The sequence below is a fragment of the Flagellimonas cixiensis genome (genome assembly GCF_042134615.1).
Lineage (GTDB): Bacteria > Bacteroidota > Bacteroidia > Flavobacteriales > Flavobacteriaceae > Flagellimonas > Flagellimonas cixiensis.
Genome location: NZ_CP169639.1, coordinates 2,972,949 through 2,991,397, shown reverse-complemented (window position 1 = coordinate 2,991,397; position 18,449 = coordinate 2,972,949). Strand labels below are relative to the sequence as shown.

Here is an 18,449-nt window from a genome sequence, read left to right as displayed (position 1 = left end):
TTTTTAATTGTTTAAGCGCTTTGGTGAACAGTTCCCAACTACACCAAAAAACTAACGTATGCTAAAACAACTACTCCCAAACAAAAGGGCCATTACTTTATTGGTTCTATTACTGTTGATACTTTTTTGTTCCCTTAGTCTTTTTGGAAGTTACATGGGAAACAATGAACCTATTCTTCATAAAAACGAAATATCTACTCCTTATGTGCCTCAAATCACACTGGTCAAAACTGGAATTCCTCGAGATATTTCAGGTGCTGCAGATGGGTGTGATATGATTGAATATACTTTTACGGCAAAAAACCAGAGTACAGAAGATGAAGTTTTTATCAATGTGGTTGTAAACGATCCCTTGCTAGGGGGAGATATTGCCGGTCCAGCTTCTGGAGATACCAACCTAAATGGAAAACTAGATCCTGGTGAAGGTTGGGTGTATGTAGCTTTTTATAATATTTTACCAGCAGATATCATTGCTGGGTCGGTTACCAATCAAGCCACCATAACTGCTGACGTGGAAGGTCAACCTGGGGTTACTGTACAAGATTTATCTGATGATAATAGCGGCTTGGAAAATGATGAAACTATTATGGACCTAAGCCTCTGCCAAAACCCCAATATTGGAATACTTAAAATAGGCGACAATCAAGATTTGAACGCCGATGGATGTAAAGAGTCCATAGTTTACCAAATTACCGTTCAAAATACAGGAAATATGCCTCTAGATCAAGTGGTTGTTACAGACCCCGTGGTGTATGAAGGCAATATCCCTGGTCCCTCAGCCGCTGATGACGTAGGTAACGATGGGATTTTATCTCCAGGTGAAACATGGAGTTACACCTTTAATTGGCTAATCGACACTGATTTATTGATCGGGGGTACAATGCAAAATCAAGCCATTGTTAATGCCGAAATTGTAAATACGGACACTCCGGTATCCGATTATTCTCATCCAGATGATTTTAACAGCGATGACTTTACCATTACTGCAATTGATGAACCCGCATGTATTGATTTTGCACAAATAGGATTGGTAAAAGTTGGTGATGGCTACGTTGATGTGAATGAAGATGGATGTATTGACAGCATCCTTTACAAATTCACAGTCACCAATACAGGGAATGTGGATTTGTATGACATCGTAATTGAGGATGAGGATGTTTTAGGTCTTGTGGATATTCCTGGCCCAACCGAAAACAGTGATGTTGGAATGGATGAAATTCTTTCCGTTGGAGAAACTTGGACCTATGAAGCACTTTATGCCATTAAACAGATCGATATTGATAACGGAAGTGTGAATAACCAAGCATCCGTGGATGCTTATACTGTAGGCTCCAATGTTTTGGTGCAGGACGACTCCCACTCAAGTGATCCATTCCTAAATGGAATGACCAGAACACCAGTAATCAATGCCTGTGCCGATGGCGCAGGAGGCATTGCACTTATAAAAACAGGTGATTTGTATGATCTTGATGGGGATGGTTGCGACGAAAGTATTCTTTATGAATTCACCGTGACCAATATGGGCGATGTGGACCTTAAAGATATTGTACTGGAGGATGAAGAATTATTAGGACTTGCTGATATTCCAGGCCCAATAGAGGGTAGCGACATAGGTATGGATGAAATTCTTTCAGTAGGCGAAGTGTGGACGTATCATGCCGTTTATGCCATTACACCAGAAGATATAGATTTAGGTTCAGTGGTCAACCAAGCAACGGTGATGGGAAAAACAGTAGGACTGGAACTTCCTGTTTCCGATAATTCAGATAATACGGATAATTTCAATAACCGGTGGACAAGAGTAATTGTAACCACTAGTTGTTCCGAAGGTAATCCAGAAATAGCCTTGATCAAAACGGGAGTGCCGATTGATGCTGATGAAAATGGTTGTGATGAAAGTATCCTTTACACATTTACCGTAACAAACGTTGGCGAAATAAATCTTCATTCTATTGTTGTTGAAGATGAGGATCAATTGGGACTAGCCGATATTCCAGGACCTACGGATGGCAGTGATATTGGTTTGGATGGCATTTTGTCCCCCAATGAAGTATGGACTTACGAAGCACTATATCAACTAAAACAAGAAGATATTGATGCTGGAGAAGTAATTAATCAAGCTACTGTTGTTGGGCTTACCGAAGGTTTAAACCTACCTGTTGTCGATGATTCCGATTTTGATAACAATATTGATGACAACGAAACCCATACCCTAGTTGCCAATGATGCCTGTATTGAGGGCTCTGGAGCCATCGCTCTTATAAAAACAGGCGAAGTACACGATTTGGACGAAAATGGATGTGACGAAAGCATTCTATATACGTTTGAAGTTATCAATACTGGGGGTGTGGATCTTAAGGACATTGTGCTGGAAGATGAAGACGAACTCGGTTTAGCGAATATTCCTGGACCTATGGAAGGCAATGATATTGATATGGACGGAATCCTATCGGTGGGCGAAGTTTGGTTTTATCAGGTCGTATATGCCATAAAACAAGAAGATTTAGATTTAGGCGTAAAAGTAAACCAAGCAACCGTTGTTGCCAAAACTGTAGGCCTAGAACTCCCCGTGGCCGATGATTCCGATCATACCGATGAATTTAACAACCGACCCACAATAACCGAGATAACCAATGGTTGCGTTGATGGAGGTGCTGGCATAGGATTGATAAAAACTGGCCAAGTTATAAATGCCGACCAATATGACTGTGATGATAGCATTCGATATACCTTTACCGTGACCAATACGGGAGAAGTAAATCTACATTCAATTGTAGTCGAAGATGAAGAACTATTGGGTCTTGCAGATATTCCGGGTCCAACAGAAGGCAGTGATATTGGATTGGACGGCATTTTGTCTCCAAATGAAGTATGGACCTATGAAGTACTTTACCCCCTAACCCAAAATGATATTGATGCTGGAGAGGTTACTAACCAAGCAACCGTCACGGCCTTAACTGAGGGACTTAATTTGCCAATGTTCGATCTCTCTGATCATACAAACAATATTGAAGATCGTGAAACAACTACCCAAGTGCCCAATGATGCCTGTGTAATAGGTACTGGCAACATCGGGCTTATAAAAACGGGAACTCCCCTAGATGTCAATAATGATGGTTGTTTTGAAAGTATTGTCTACAGGTTTATGGTAACCAATACTGGTACGACCAATCTCTATGGAATCATTGTTGAGGATGAGGATGAATTGGGACTTACTGACATTCCTGGTCCTTTGGATGGTGATGATATAGGTTTAGATGAAATGCTATCCCCAAATGAATCTTGGACTTACGAAGCTATTTATGACTTGACTGAAGATGATATCGATGCAGGTGAGGTTCAAAATCAAGCATCGGTTACAGCCTTAACGGTTGGGTATGATCTACCCGTTTCGGACCTTTCCGACCACACAAATAATATAGAGGATCGTGAAACAATCACCCAGTTCAGTGAGGCCTGTGCAGAAGGCGCCGCCAACATGTACCTCTTAAAACAAGGTGATTTGGTCGACGTTAATGGCGATGGTTGTTCCGATAGCATTGTATACACTTTTGAATTGACAAACAATGGCGAAGTTGACATCATTAATATTACTCTTGAAGATGATTTTTTAGGTGAAGAAATTAGCGGATTATTACCTGAGTTTGATGCCAATGATGATGGAATATTGTCAGTAGGAGAAACATGGGTTTATGAAGCTCTTCACGGTTTGACCCAAGCCGATTTGGATGAAGGTCAAGTGTCCAACCGAGCCCTTGCTTCTGGAATGGTGGATCAAACCAATATACCTATCTCCGATTATTCCCATGAAACTGCAATAGATGCTGATGGATATACCATTACACTTGTTCCACCCGGTTCTTGCATAGCTGATGCTTCCCCAAGAATTACCTTGATAAAAACGGCAATTTTATCCGGTTTGGACAACAATGGATGTCCAGAAAGTATCAATTACACCTTCACCGTGTCCAACCCTGGTGATTTAAACCTACGAGAAGTAGTTCTTACGGATAATAATCTATTTGGAGGTACTGTATCGGGTCCAGTTGCTGGAACCGACACCAACAACGACAATATCTTATCGGTCGGTGAAACTTGGACCTATGAAGCCAATTATGCCCTCACCCAAAATGACATCGATACAGGTTTGGTGACCAATTCGGCAACAGTTTCAGCCAAGCTGACCAATATCGATTTTTCTGTATCCGATATCTCTGACGATAACAGTCCAGATGAGAATGATCCCACACAAACTTTAGTGCCCAACGATATGTGTGATATTCCAGGACCAATTACAGAATTTGAGATTTTCAATGGTATTACTCCAAATAACGATGGTATTAATGACTATTTCCAAATCAACGGAATTGAAAACTATCCCGACAATAACTTGAAAATTTTCAATCGATGGGGTGTACTGGTCTATGAGTCCAATGGTTATGGCCAAGATTCAAATTTGTTCCATGGAATTTCAGAAGGTCGTGCAACGCTTCAAAAAGATAAGGAATTACCCAGCGGCACCTATTTCTACATCTTAAGTTTTTCAGGGGAGCATCCAGGGGAAAGCAGTTACTCAGGATACCTCTACATCAACAGGGATTAATTCGAATTTCAACATAAAATTATCCATCCTTTTACCTCTTATATAAAGAACCAAAATGTTTAAACCAATTAAAATTCTTTGTCGTATTGCAATATTATGTTTGATCTTTTCCCAAATAATTTATGCCCAGCAAGACCCGCAATACACACAGTACATGTACAATACCCAAATTGTAAATCCAGCTTATGCCGGATCTAGAGGGGCCTTAAGTTTTGGTTTTTTAGGAAGAACACAATGGATGAATCTTGAGGGGGCTCCTGAAACGGGGACTTTTACGATGAATACACCTGTGGGTCGTTACAATGATATGGGGCTGGGTCTCTCACTTGTTTATGATAAAATTGGTCCGGCTACAGAAGCTAATGTTGTAATGGATTGGTCCTATAAAATTTATTTGACCAACACAACAAGATTGGCATTTGGTCTTAAGGCAGGTTTGGACCTATTGAATATTGATTATTCCAAATTAGAAATTTTTGATCCCACAGACCCATTCTTCCAAGGCACTGTAGACAACAAGCTGCAACCGCAATTGGGAACCGGCCTTTATTTATATAGTGAGAAGTTTTACGCCGGTTTGTCGGTGCCCAATTTTTTAAATACGGAGCAATTTGATGAAAGCTCTCTTGAAAACCCGGATAAAGATGACATTGCTATAGAACGCCTACACTATTTTTTCATTACGGGCTACGTATTTGATTTGAACAGAAATCTAAAATTCAAGCCAACTACTTTGGTAAAATATGTAAGTGGTGCTCCATTACAATGGGATTTTGCTGCAAATTTTATGTTCAACGAAAAATTTGTTCTTGGAGCTTCCTATCGCTGGAGTGCTTCTTTCAGTGCCATGGCAGGCTTTCAAATTTCAAGGGGATTTTTTGCAGGACTTGCTTATGATTACCAAACTACCAATTTGGAACAATACAGTAACGGTTCTTATGAAGTCTTTCTGCGTTTTGAAATTTTCAATAGATCGGACCGAATCCTAACCCCAAGGTTCTTTTAAAATTTTAGCATGAAAACAAGATTCCTCCCAATTATATCCTTATTTCTTCTAACGCTAAATATTTGCGCCCAAAACCCTAAAATTAAAAAGGCCAATGAAGAATTTGACAACTATGCTTATATAGATGCCCGAAAGATTTACCTAAACATCGTAAAAGATGGTTATCAATCGGCCCAAGTGTTCAAAAAATTGGGAGACACCTATTATTTCAACAGTGAATATGTAGAGGCTGTAGAATGGTACAATAGACTTTTGATGAATTATCCCGAAGCAATGGATGCAGATTACTATTATAGATATGCTCAATCTTTAAAAAGTATTGATCAATACGCTGCTGCTTCCAAAATGATGGAAAAATACCAAGAATCCATTCAAAATTCTACAACCAATCATTATACCTTAAATGCACTTTTAGATTCCACCGAAACGGAATACACTTTTATTAACGCCACCGAATCTTCAGGCAGTTCTGATTTTGGGCCTTCCTATTATGGAGAAAAAATAGTCTACGCTTCAGCATCAAAAAGCTCAAAAGGGAGTAAAACGGATGAGTGGACAGGTCTCCCTTTCTTGGATCTGTATGAAGCTGAAATAGATTCGGTCGGGAAATTAAAAAATCCAATTGCTTTACGTGGAAAAATCAATACGCCTTACCACGAATCCTCTACTGCATTTACCAAAGATGGCGAAACGGTATATTTTACAAGAAACAATTACATCAATGGAAAGAAAAAGAGAGGGAAGAATAGATTAGTGGGGCTCAAAATTTACAAGGCAGAAAAAAATTCCAAGGGCGAATGGACCAATATTAAAGAATTGCCTTTTAATAGCGATGCCTATTCTGTGGCTCATCCAACGCTTAGCATTGACGAAAGACGCTTGTATTTTTCATCTAATATGCCGGGAACCTTAGGTAAATCTGATATTTGGTATGTAGATATTTTGGGAGGTGACCATTATGGAAAACCGGTAAACCTTGGAAATACCATAAATACTATTGAACGTGAATCGTTCCCATTTATTAGCGAGACCAATAATCTATACTTTTCCAGTGATGGCCACGTAGGCCTGGGCGGATTGGATATTTTTGTGGTTTCCTTGAACCTCAAAGGGAAGTATTCCGAAGTGACCAACCTTAAACAACCTATAAATACCAATCAAGATGATTTCGGGTTCATTATAAATGAAACCTTGAACAGTGGTTACTTTTCTTCCAATAGAGATGGTGAAGATGGTAGTGTTTCTGACGACATCTATGCATTTTATGAAAGCTGTGACATCACCATCGAAGGACTTGTTACGGATGCGGTAACCGGTGCGCCGGTTTCCAACGCCACCATTATATTAATTGATGATAAAAATAATCCTTTGGAGGAGCAAAAGACCTCGGAAACAGGTATTTACTCATTTTCCGATAATATAGACTGTTTACAGCCTTATGCCATCAGGGTTTCTTACGAGGATGGAAAATACCATCCCACAGAAACCACGTTAACCACGCCCCGTGGAAAAAATGCGCTTCAAGTAGATATTCAAATGGTTCCAGATTGCCCACCAGATGACCTTGGCTGCCGATTGGACTTACAGCCCATCTATTTTGATTATGGCAAATACAATATTCGACCCGATGCCGAGGTAGAATTGGCTAAAATTTTACAGGCCTTGAAAGAGTATCCACAACTTAAAATCCACATAGAATCCCATACCGATTCCAGATCCAGTTCATCATTCAACCTAAGGTTGTCCGAAAACAGGGCGCGTTCCACCAGAAAATGGCTTATTGACCATGGCATTTCTGCAAGTAGGTTAACCGCAAAAGGCTATGGTGAAACTAGACTGTTAAACAACTGTTCCAATGGTGTAAAATGTTCCGAGGAAGAACATCAACTAAATCGAAGGTCTATGTTTATTATTAAAAAATAATTTTTACATATCTATTTATCAGCTAGTTACATTGATTAAAAATTTTTGGCACGCTGCTTGATACTTAATGGGTGGATGTAAATAGTTACATCTTGAACTTAAAACCCTATAGTATGAAAAAGTTAGTACTCTTTATAGCAGCGATTGCTTTTGGCATACCAAGTATCCAAGCAGCATCAATAGATAATACAACCATAATAGTTGATACTTATCGATATGGAAATTCTTTCATCTTTATGGAAGATGGAGTAACCTTTTCAGTATATCCAGATGGTGAGTTCGATTTTTACATGGATAATAGAGTCAATGTAAATGTTGGTGCCCAAATTGGTAATGTTGGGGTTACCTTCAACTCCGGATATAACTATAACCCGTTTGTACAGTATGATGATTACGGTGCAGTGGTACAAGTAGAGAACATTCCTGTATTCTACGATTATTACGGACGTGTTTCACAAATTGGTAATGTTGACATCTGGTACAACAATGGTAGAGTTCGTAGAATCGGAGGTTTGAACATCTATTACCGAGGTGGAGTATTTAGTCACTACACCGGATACATCAACATCTACAACAGACATTATGTGTACAGACCGTACCATAGGTATTTTGCTAGACCTGCAGTTGGATTTTGTAATGTGTATGCAAGACCGTACAGAAGATATTATAGCCCAGTAAGGTACACCTATTATGCACCTTACAGATATAACACACGTAGATCCTATGCTAAAGTTGGTAAGGAATATAGAAACGATAATCGTTACAGAAGAGATAACATTTACCGAAATGATAGAAGGGTTGCTGTACGTGACAACAATGTACAAAGACGTGGAAATTCAGGTAGGAACAATAAATATGTTGAGCAAAACAATTACAGAAAAGGAAATAGTGTAACGAGTTCCAATAATACTGTGAGAAGACAAGCTGCACCTGGTAAAGCTATTCGTAAAAGCGATTATAAAAGAAACGATAATGGCAATAGAAGTAGCAGGAGTGTTTCCTCTAAAACGGTTACACGGTCACCCAACAGAACCAGTGTGAACACCAAAAGGGTAACCACAAACAATAATGGGAGAACGGTTACACGTTCCACCAAGACAACGTATAGAAGACCAGAATCTACAAACAGAAAAGCAAGTAAATCTGTAAGTAGTAGAGGTATTGGAAATAGCAGTAGAGCGACTGTAAATAAAAGTTCGAGAACTACAGTAAAAAGTAGAGGCAATAGCTCAAGAACAGTAAAAGCAGGTGCTTCAAGAGCTGCAAAATCAAATAATTCTAGAAGGAATTAGATAAGTTTTTAGGTTGGTTAGTTGTTTACCCCGTAGATGGATTTATTCCCTGCGGGGTATTTTTTTGAGCCATTTGGCCATAATGTCCGAAACATCTTCAGATAGGTTAAATCGATAGAGAATACCAAGAAACATAAGGATAATCAAGGCCGATTTAAGGGCAATATTAAAAATGGGTTGAAACGGGAACTGTAACAATGAAAATAATGAACCCAATACTAAAAAAGTTACAAACACCTTAAAGGTAGCTGCTGTAAAGGGCATAATGCCAAATTTTTGTTTCACAAAAACCAATTTGACCAAATTAAAAATGAAAATGGAAACAAAACTGGCCAAAGCAGCACCTTCCAATCCAAGCCTAGGAATTAAAATTAAATTCAAAACAATGGTCAATCCAGCCAAACAAACCCCAAAAATGAGCACGGTTTTATAGTATTGGGAGTTATAGAGAATAGAGTTAATGTTTCCCAACAATGAATCCATCACCTTAGCCAAACCAATTAGAAAAACAATGGTAAAACCATTTCGATAATTCTCCGGTAGCATTTGATAAAGGTCCGTAAGGTTGAGGATAATCAGCACAAACAAAATACCTGAAGCGATAAACAAGGTCAAAGAAGATTTTTGATATAATTTTCCCAACCCATCAATATCACCAGTATTCAAAAGTTCCGCCGTTAACGGATAAGTGATTTGGTGCATTGAACGCGAGGGAACAATAATAACTGTTGCAATGTAGACCGAAACGCCATAATAAGCCACATTTTCAATGCTGATGAACTGATTGAGCATCACTTTGTCGATTTCCAACAAAATCAATGCTGCCGAACCTCCTAAAATAATTAAAAACGAATAAGAAAGTATTTCCCTGGTTCCCTTTGGAAAATGAAAGTTGAGTTTAGGAAACCGCAATCGGAAAGCGTAAAGTTGAATAACGATGGTTCTTAAGAGATAGAGTCCAACCAAACACTTAAAAAACACATCCAAACTAATTACATCAAAATAAAAAAGGAGCAACAGTACCGAAACTCCGATTCGTGCAAAGACCTCCTTCATAAAATTACCAAAGACCGATTTCATATGCACTTTGCACCATGCGTAAAAAACCTCAAAATAAGCCATGGCAAGTCCCACCAAAAAAACATACCATAAATAATTTTTCACCATGGGGTTTACTTGAGAAACCCAATCGCCCAAAGCATCATGCCAAACAAAACCAATCAGTGCAATGGGCAAAATTCCCAATAAGGGTGTCAACAACATTAAACTTAAAAAGCTGTCTTTCTCCTGTTCGGTATACCCACTATAAAACTTCACCAAAGTATTGTGCACTCCAAATGCCATTAAGGGCATTAAAATAGCACCCGACGCTAAAATAAAGGTGACCAGTCCATAATATTCATCCGGTAAAATTTTGGTGTATAAAAATAGGGTGTTGACGGCCCCAAACAAGAACCCCACATAGGTAACCACTACATTTTGTATGGATTGTTTTAGAACAACGCCCATTATATAAATTTAGCCAGAGATTCCGTTAATGCCTTTCTGTGAAATTGTTCTATTCCAATGGAATTGCAATTTAAATTTCCTGCTTGATAGTGCTTAAAGGCATCTAAAAGTACCGATTTTAATTGCACAACATCGGTATGCAAACAAAAATTACCTGCTTTATGTTCCACGACCATGGCACCTGCCTCCCACTCTTTAGGTCCAATGGCCAAAATAGGACGTTTAGCGTTGAAGTATTCAAAAAGTTTACCTGGAATTATGCCTTGGGTTTCTTCGGAATCAATTTCCAACAACAAAAGTAATTGGGATTTTTGCTGAACTTGTAAAACCTCGTCATGGGATAAATAGCCTAATTGATGCACAAATCCTTCCAGTTCAAATTCCTTGATGGATGCAATCACCTCTTCCCCTACTACTCCGGCCAATTGAATGTTGACAGCGTTTTTAAAGTCTTCATTTTCATTGGCCAATTCCTGTACAGCTTTCCAAAACCCTAAAGGGTTTCTGCCGGTTAGCAATGAGCCAATATGCGAAATAGTAAATGCCTTATCCAATGTAACTGTTGCTAGATCATCGTCAAAACCATTGGTGATGACTTTTATGGGTTTGGGAGTGATGGCCTCAAATTCTAATTTAGTGGCGTGACTTGTCACCACTATTTTATCGGCCTTCAGCAACACACCTTTCTCCAATGACTTGTGTTTTTGTTTTGAATATTGGGTTAGCCGTAATTTTTTATGATAACCGATAGAGGTCCAAGGATCTCGAAAATCTGCAATCCACTGAATATTATATTTTTTCTTGAGTCCCAACCCGATCAAATGCAAACTATGAGGGGGGCCGGTTGTAATAATGGTTTGAATGCCTTCCTCTGCAATTACTTTGGCCAAATATGTAGTGGAAGGTTTCACCCAAAGTTTCCGAGCATCGGGAATAAATAGGTTGCCCCGTACCCAAAGCAATAGCTTTTCAATCAAAGAAGGCTTTTTTTCTTTGATGATGCCTGAACTTATGGTCTGGGTTTTCTTTTTGGAAATAAGGGAGGCCCACGCATAAGGTTCTCTAATGGGCTTCTTTAAAATTTTGACATGTTCTGGTACTTCTGAAACCAAATTTTCATCCATAATGGGATAACTTGGATTCTCTGGAACATAAACAATAGGTTCAAAACCAAAATCCGGAAGGTATTTTACAAATTTAAGCCACCGTTGTACCCCTGGTCCCCCAGCAGGAGGCCAATAGTACGCTATGACCAAAACCTTTCGCATTACGAATCTTCCGATTTTTTAGGATAAAGCGTAAAGCCCACCCCTCCAACAATTATTAATCCAAGAAGAATGCACGCTGCTAGGGAAATTTGACTTCCGGTTTGTACCACCTGGGGTTCAAATGTAAACTCGATTTGATGCTCCCCTGCTGGAATTTTCATGCCTCTCAGTGCATAATCCACTTTAAAGTGCGGTTGGGGTTCTCCATCAATAAATGCATTCCAGCCCGATGGATAATACATTTCCGAAAAGACTGCGAAGCCATCGCTAGAATTAGCTGATTGATATTTTAAATAATCCGGACGATAATCCACCAAATTAATTTGAGCCAAAGAGTCCACTTCATAACGATGTTTGGTAAGGCTAGGATATGTTTGGGTATTCACCACCGCTTGAGACTTGGAATTGAAATCTGTCAATTTTTGAATAGATTCATTAGCTGAGGCAACGGGCAATAATTCAGAAACAAACCAAGCATTTCCATTGGCATCATCATTCAAAGCAGGGAAACTGCTACCATCTTCATCTTGTTGGATAATATATTTCACATTCAACATATTCAACACCTCAAGATTGTTTCTATACAAATGATATTCCACCAAATTTTCCAATGCTCTAGGTTTTGCGGCATGATACCCCCCAATGGACTTATGGAAATAGGATGTTCTAGCCCCATTTAAGCCTTCGTTAGGGTCAAATACCCGGAATATGGCATCATCCTGCTGAATCATTTGGTCTACTTGACTTGCCTGAAAAGGTTCGTTCACCTGACGTTGACGCACAAAATCACCTTCATTCACATATCGTAAGGCCACACCCACCAAATCGAACAAAATCAAGGCTGACAAGGTAAAGACCATGATGTTTTTGTTGATTTTATCTTTGATAAAAAACCATAACACGGCGGCAGCCAGAGCAACATAAATCAATGATCTAATGGTATCGCTAATGTAAACGGCTTCACGATCACGTTGGATCATGCCCATTAGTTCATCGCCAAAATAGCCACGGTACATTTCGTCACGCATTCCTTCAAAATTGAAGAACCCTTTTAAAAGGAAAATCAAAATACCCAGTCCTGCAGCAATGAAGAAACTCAATTTTAAAGCCTTCATTTTTTCTTTGGAATCCACTGAAGATTTGAATAATTCACGCAGCCCTAAAACACCTAGAAGCGGCAAACAGAGTTCCAACACCACCTGAATGGAGGAAACTGCCCTAAACTTGTTGTAAAGTGGGAAGTAATCAATCATAAAATTGGTCAATAAAGAGAAATTTTTTCCCCAGGACAGTACCAAGGACAAAATTGCACCCGAAAGTAACCACCACTTTTTCTTACCAGGCACCAAAATCACTCCCAAAACAAACAAAAAGAAAATAATCGCACCCACATAGGCTGGACCCGCAACAATGGGCTGGTCGCCCCAATACAAAGGCAAACCACTTGATAATTCCAATGCCTTGCTTGGCGACAGTCCTTGATTGGTCAAATATTCATAAGCTTTGGAGTTTTTTCCTAAATCCTCTCCTCCTGAACCTCCAAACAATCTTGGCACAAACAAATCCAAAGATTCGGCAATGCCATAACTATATTGGGTAATATAATCCCTGTCCAGACCAGTACTTGGCTCTTTTGGGCTTCCATCTGGATTAATGGTCAATTCCGATTTTCCACGGGTGCTCCAATCGGCATATTCCTTTGTAGCCATAAGGCCTGTAGCGTTGGTGGCAATAGACAGGACCACAGCCAACACACAAAGTCCGACAGAGATAAAAAAATGCTTTAATTCCTTTTCCTTGATAGCATAAATAAGGTAGACCAAACCAAATACCAGCACCAGTAACATAAAATAATAAGTCATTTGGTAGTGGTTAGCACTGATTTCCAGCGCCATGGCCAATGCAGTCAATATAAAGCCCAACACGTATTTTTTTCTAAAGACCAGTAGTATTCCTCCTAGAACCATGGGAATATAGCCGAGGGCATGGGCTTTGGCATTGTGACCTACCCCCAAAATGATGATGAGATAGGTTGAAAACCCGAAGGCCAGAGCTCCCAGAGCGGCCAATCTAAAATCGACCTTGAGGCAAAGCAATAAAATATAGAAGCCCACCAAATAAAGAAAAAGATAATCTGCTGGTCTGGGCAAAAACCGAATCAATCGGTCGAGTTTTTTTACATAATCATGTGGGTAATTGGCCCCTAACTGATAGGTGGGCATACCGCCAAAAGCACTATTGGTCCAATACGATTCTTCTCCTGTAACTTCCTTGTAATCGTTTCTTTCCTTGGCCATTCCCTTATATTGGGCAATATCCGATTGGTAAATGGCCTTCCCCTGCAGCACTGGATAAAAATAAACCAGTGAGGCAAGAATAAATAAACCGATAACGCAAATATGTGTAATAAGGGCTTTTGGAGAAAGATTCATGGATAGGTTTTGAAAAGACAAATATTAATCAATTTCCTCAAAATCTATGTATTCTCCAACTTTTTTTGAGGGATTGGATTTTTTATCGAAGGTCTTTTTGTTTACAATTGTCTCACCTTCCCTTTTCTGTTGCCCAAAGTTATCTTGATAATTGCCAAACTGCTGACTAAATTTTTCATTGGTCTTCTTTACGGCATAGTTGAGCATTTTTGGCGCCAACCATTTCCAGAGCAATTTAAAGCCATAGTATAATAAGATGCCTATTAATATCGTTTTCAGTAAAACCATATAGCTTTCATTATTGTTTCAAAATTACATTGTTAGTCTCGGAAACCCGTCAAACGTATCTTAAAATAGTATTAAAACCTAGTTATATGGATTTTTCCATGGTAAAAAAGTCATTTGCAGTACTCTTACTTTTTCCAGCAATTCTTTGCGCCCAGTATACCGATGTCATCAATTCCAATAGGCCCGGACGTGCTGCCAGTGCCTATGCCGTAGGTAAAAATGTGGTGCAGGCCGAAGTGGGAATGTTGTATGAACAACAGGATAATGTAGATTTAAATTCCGATTCCAACATTTTTGGGGTGGATTATGCCTTGAGATACGGATTGCTTTTTGAAGAATTGGAAATTAATGTAGAAGGCTCCTTTATCACACAAAACATAACCTATCCCGATTTGGGCATAGAGGGCAAATTGACCAACTTTTCTCGAAATAGAGCTGGTCTAAAATATTTAATTTTTGACCCCTATAAGGATCCAGAACGTAACAAACCCAATTTATATAGTTGGAGGGCCAATAACCTGTTCCAATGGAAAAACTTGATTCCAGCCGTTTCACTTTATGGTGGCGCCAATTTTACCTTGGGAGACAATCCGTTTTATGTTGGTGAACCTACCATTTCCTATCGTGGTGCCATTGCTACACAAAGCAGACTTTCACCAAGGTTTGTTTTGATTTCAAATATTGCATACGACAGAATTGGAACCGATTTTCCTGAATGGCGTTATGCTCTTTCGGTAACACATGCCTTTCGGGACCCCAGATGGAGCGTGTTTTTTGAAGGGCAGGGTATTTCTGGTGAGCGTTATTCCGATGTGATCTTAAGAACCGGAGTGGCACGCTTGATCAACAAGAACTTCCAAGCTGATTTCCATTTGGGTTCAGGGTTTAACGATTCTCCCTCAAGGGTTTTTGTGGTTTTGGGCTTTTCCTATCGCCTGGATTTTCACAAAGATGATTTCATCCCTATTGTTGAACAACAATCCGGTGTGAACGGAAAAATCAAAAAGAATTCCAATAGGAAAAAATCAAAAAAGCGTAAGAAAAGAAATAAAGACGGCATAGATTTTTAAGTTTTGCCCACTAGACTTTTCTACTGAAGGTAATATTCCTAATATTGGGGAATAATTAGGATGTATGGTTACCGTAAAAGAAGTCCAGAACCAATCTGACTTAAAACGCTTTGTAAAATTTCCATTTTCACTCTATAAAGGGTCGCCATATTGGGTGCCACCTATCATCAAAGACGAAATGGAATCCTTTGACAAAACGGTAAATCCCGTTTTTAAAGATGCAGAAGCTACCTTCTTTTTAGCCTTAAAAGACGATAAAATTGTTGGTCGTGTGGCTGCCATTATCAACTGGCTGGAAGTTAAAGACCAAAACGTGAAGAAAATGCGTTTTGGGTGGTTTGATTTTATCGATGACCTTGAAGTTTCTAAAGCCTTGTTGGACAAAGTACGGGAAATTGGCCAGGAACATCACTTGGAATATATGGAAGGCCCGGTTGGTTTTTCCAATTTGGATAAGGTTGGGGTGCTTACGGAAGGCTTTGACCACATTGGCACCATGGTCACTTGGTACAACCATCCCTATTATCAATCCCATTTTGAAAAACATGGTTTTAAAGTGGAAAAACAGTATAGGGAGAGTAAATTTTTGGCTGCGAATGCCGACCCAAAGCTTTTTGAAAAGGCCAACTTGCTGATCAAGAAAAGATATGGTCTTAAGGAAATGAATTTTACCAAAAGTTCCGAAATCATGCCTTGGGTGGATAAAATGTTTGATCTTTTTAATGATACCTATTCCAAATTATCCTCCTTTGTAAGGATTACAGATATTCAAAAAGAGTACTTCAAGAAGAAATATATCAGTTTTATCAACCCTGAGTATATCAAATTTGTTATTGATTCTGATGACAATTTGGTAGCCTTCGCGATTGTAATGCCTTCTTTTTCCAGAGCACTTCAAAAGGCAAATGGAAAACTGTTTCCATTTGGTATATTCCACTTACTAAGGGCCCGAAAAAAGAGTACCGACGCCATTTTTTACCTGATTGGAATTCACCCTAACTATCAAAATAAAGGGGTTACCTCCATCATTTTTAATGAATTTTACCACACTTTTAAAAAACGAGGTGTTATTAACTGTATCAGAACGCCAGAACTGGAGGACAATCTTGCCATTCAGCAGATGTGGAAACATTTTGACCCAAAGGTTATTAAAAGACGCTGCACTTACGTCAAAGACCTTTAATCCAATAAAAACATCATCATAAATTTAAACAATACCCAAACACAATTCTCGTTTTATACCTTCCAACCAACACAATAAAGTGTTGACCATTTAAACTATGAGAAAATCAATCATCACCTTAGGGTTGTTCCTTTTGGGTTTTATCCATTTTGCTCAGGCACAAGGGAACTATTTTATAATTATCAATCAAGATTCGGTTCAAGTAGACTTAAACCAAGAAGTTCAGTACAAAACTGCTAAAGGTGAAAGTTTGACCCTGAAATTAACACAGCCAGATGTGTTGACCTATTCCGATGACATGGTATCCTTCAGTCACGATAAAACCTATAGTGTTTCCAATTCAGATATTGATGAAGGTATAGATCAATGCATGATCATGAGCTCTACCGGAAATGGTTTTATGGTGCAAAAATACAGAACCATTGACCCGAGCAGTTTAACGCGGTTGATGCTCAACGAAATCACCAAGGAGAGCATTACCTATGGTTATGAGAAAACAGAGGCAGAATTCAAAAAACAACTCAAAAGCGGGCAAACCATTGAAGGGATTCAAGCTACTTTGACCTATAAGGGAGATAAAGAAGTCTATACGGTGGCCACTTACGGTAGAAAAGATGAAGGCATCATCGTTGTGACAATGTTATTGAATGAAGATTATCCTGAAGACAAAAAGATCGTGGATTTATTTTTGGACACCCTTGAGCTTAAAAAGCTTTAATTTAGTGTAGCCAATTTAAGGTAGCATGACCTTTACCATACCTCTATTTACAAGGCATAGCAAAATACTTGTCGGTTTTATTGCGCTGATTTTGCTTGTTCAAACCACTCAAGCGCAACAACAAGAAAAGCTAAAGGCTGGTATAGAAATAGATATACTCCCTTATATTACTGGAGGTTATTTTGGAGCTATTTGGGCTAGAAAAGGTCATTTTGGGGGCCGCGCACTTTTCGCAAAGGTCAATATGCCAGATTTTATTGTTCCAGATGGGTTTACCGACAATAAAATCAACTCCTACGCCCTTATCGCCGATTATTTTTTAAAAGAGAACCAAACAGGTTTATGGCTTGGTAGCGGATTGGTTTTATGGGATGGTACCATTAGATCTGCACAAAAAATTGAAACAACATCCTACCAAAGCTTTTTATGGAATGGAAGCCTAGGCTACCTCATAAATTTGAGTAAAAGATTTTATTTGAGTCCATGGGCAGGATTAAGTCTTCGGTTTGCAGGAGACGACAACATCATGGTTGACAATGAGGTTTACGACCCTCCTTTTCTTAACCCGGAATTATCCTTGAAATTTGGGATTAGATTCTAAGAACCTCTTTCCTATCTGAAAATGCCCTAAATTGTTGGTGATAAGTTCCGTTCAATAAGACATTCACCGATTTATGAAAACCGTAGGATATTCAGGCACCCCACTTGCAAAAAAGTTGGGCATAAAAGAAGGGGATGCTCTTCAGGTTTTCAATACCCCAAAAAGTTATCCTGATTTTTTTGAGCATTTCCCAAAAGATGTGGACATACTTCAGGAACAGGAAATACCCAACACAATTAATTTCATTCATATTTTTTGTACAACAAAAGAAGAATTGGTTCACTATTTTTCAATAGCAAAACCCAATCTTAGAAAAGATGGAATGTTATGGATCAGTTGGCCTAAAAAAAGCTCAAAAATCGAAACCGATTTAGATCAACTATTCATATTGAATTTTGGACTTAAGAACGGGCTTGTAGACACCAAGGTTGCTGCTATTGATGCAGATTGGAGCGGACATAAGTTTGTGTACAGAAAAAAAGATAGGTAAAAAAACAAATGGTAAAATTTCACCATAATACAAGGAATAAGGGTACCATTGAATGTATGAAACTAT

Annotated in this window: 13 protein-coding genes; 9 read left to right on the top strand and 4 right to left on the bottom strand. The window is 38.9% G+C overall.

Features of this window, described 5'->3' with window-relative positions; genetic code table 11:
• Positions 1-58 precede the first annotated feature (58 nt).
• From ABT310_RS13220 to ABT310_RS13205, 4 genes are all read left to right on the top strand, one after another.
• Positions 59-4,603 carry a gliding motility-associated C-terminal domain-containing protein gene (locus ABT310_RS13220; protein ID WP_375324360.1) on the top strand — a complete coding sequence of 1,515 codons (4,545 nt, stop codon included), beginning with the start codon at positions 59-61 and terminating at the stop codon, positions 4,601-4,603.
• A 55-nt stretch (positions 4,604-4,658) separates the two neighbouring features.
• Positions 4,659-5,609, top strand: a complete 951-nt coding sequence (locus ABT310_RS13215) for a type IX secretion system membrane protein PorP/SprF (RefSeq protein ID WP_375324359.1) — start codon at positions 4,659-4,661, stop codon at positions 5,607-5,609.
• 9 nt (positions 5,610-5,618) lie between these two features.
• Positions 5,619-7,532 carry an OmpA family protein gene (locus tag ABT310_RS13210; RefSeq protein WP_375324358.1) on the top strand — a complete coding sequence of 638 codons (1,914 nt, stop codon included), beginning with the start codon at positions 5,619-5,621 and terminating at the stop codon, positions 7,530-7,532.
• Positions 7,533-7,645: 113 nt separating this feature from the next.
• Positions 7,646-8,824, top strand: coding sequence for a hypothetical protein (locus tag ABT310_RS13205; protein ID WP_375324357.1), 1,179 nt, complete (start codon positions 7,646-7,648; stop codon positions 8,822-8,824).
• 42 nt (positions 8,825-8,866) lie between these two features.
• On the opposite strand, the gene ABT310_RS13200 is transcribed toward ABT310_RS13205, so the two are convergent.
• Genes ABT310_RS13200 through ABT310_RS13185 form a run of 4 tightly spaced genes read right to left on the bottom strand, consistent with a single transcriptional unit; the run spans position 8,867 to position 14,321 of the window.
• Positions 8,867-10,333, bottom strand: coding sequence for an oligosaccharide flippase family protein (locus tag ABT310_RS13200; protein WP_375324356.1), 1,467 nt, complete (start codon positions 10,331-10,333; stop codon positions 8,867-8,869).
• Positions 10,333-11,601, bottom strand: coding sequence for a glycosyltransferase (locus tag ABT310_RS13195; RefSeq protein WP_375324355.1), 1,269 nt, complete (start codon positions 11,599-11,601; stop codon positions 10,333-10,335). The genes ABT310_RS13200 and ABT310_RS13195 overlap by 1 nt, the downstream gene beginning before the upstream one ends.
• Entirely contained in the window at positions 11,601-14,033 is a 2,433-nt protein-coding gene (locus tag ABT310_RS13190; protein WP_375324354.1) for a YfhO family protein, read from the bottom strand. The genes ABT310_RS13195 and ABT310_RS13190 overlap by 1 nt, the downstream gene beginning before the upstream one ends.
• Positions 14,034-14,057: 24 nt before the next feature.
• A complete protein-coding gene (locus ABT310_RS13185) occupies positions 14,058-14,321 on the bottom strand; it encodes a DUF4834 domain-containing protein (RefSeq protein ID WP_375324353.1) in 264 nt (87 codons plus the stop codon).
• 86 nt (positions 14,322-14,407) lie between these two features.
• Here ABT310_RS13185 and ABT310_RS13180 point away from each other — a divergent pair, with 86 nt between their 5' ends.
• The 5 genes from ABT310_RS13180 (at position 14,408) to ABT310_RS13160 (ending at position 18,383) form a co-directional block, all read left to right on the top strand.
• Complete coding sequence (locus tag ABT310_RS13180) at positions 14,408-15,391, top strand: transporter (protein WP_375324352.1); 984 nt, start codon at positions 14,408-14,410, stop codon at positions 15,389-15,391.
• A gap of 64 nt (positions 15,392-15,455) precedes the next feature.
• Positions 15,456-16,574, top strand: coding sequence for a GTP cyclohydrolase (locus ABT310_RS13175; RefSeq protein ID WP_375324351.1), 1,119 nt, complete (start codon positions 15,456-15,458; stop codon positions 16,572-16,574).
• A 97-nt stretch (positions 16,575-16,671) separates the two neighbouring features.
• Entirely contained in the window at positions 16,672-17,292 is a 621-nt protein-coding gene (locus tag ABT310_RS13170) for a hypothetical protein (protein ID WP_375324350.1), read from the top strand.
• A 25-nt stretch (positions 17,293-17,317) separates the two neighbouring features.
• The gene (locus ABT310_RS13165) at positions 17,318-17,893 is read left to right on the top strand and encodes a hypothetical protein (protein WP_375324349.1); all 576 of its coding nucleotides are present in this window, start codon (positions 17,318-17,320) and stop codon (positions 17,891-17,893) included.
• Between the two features lie 73 nt (positions 17,894-17,966).
• Complete coding sequence (locus ABT310_RS13160) at positions 17,967-18,383, top strand: DUF3052 domain-containing protein (RefSeq protein ID WP_375324348.1); 417 nt, start codon at positions 17,967-17,969, stop codon at positions 18,381-18,383.
• Positions 18,384-18,449: the final 66 nt, after the last annotated feature.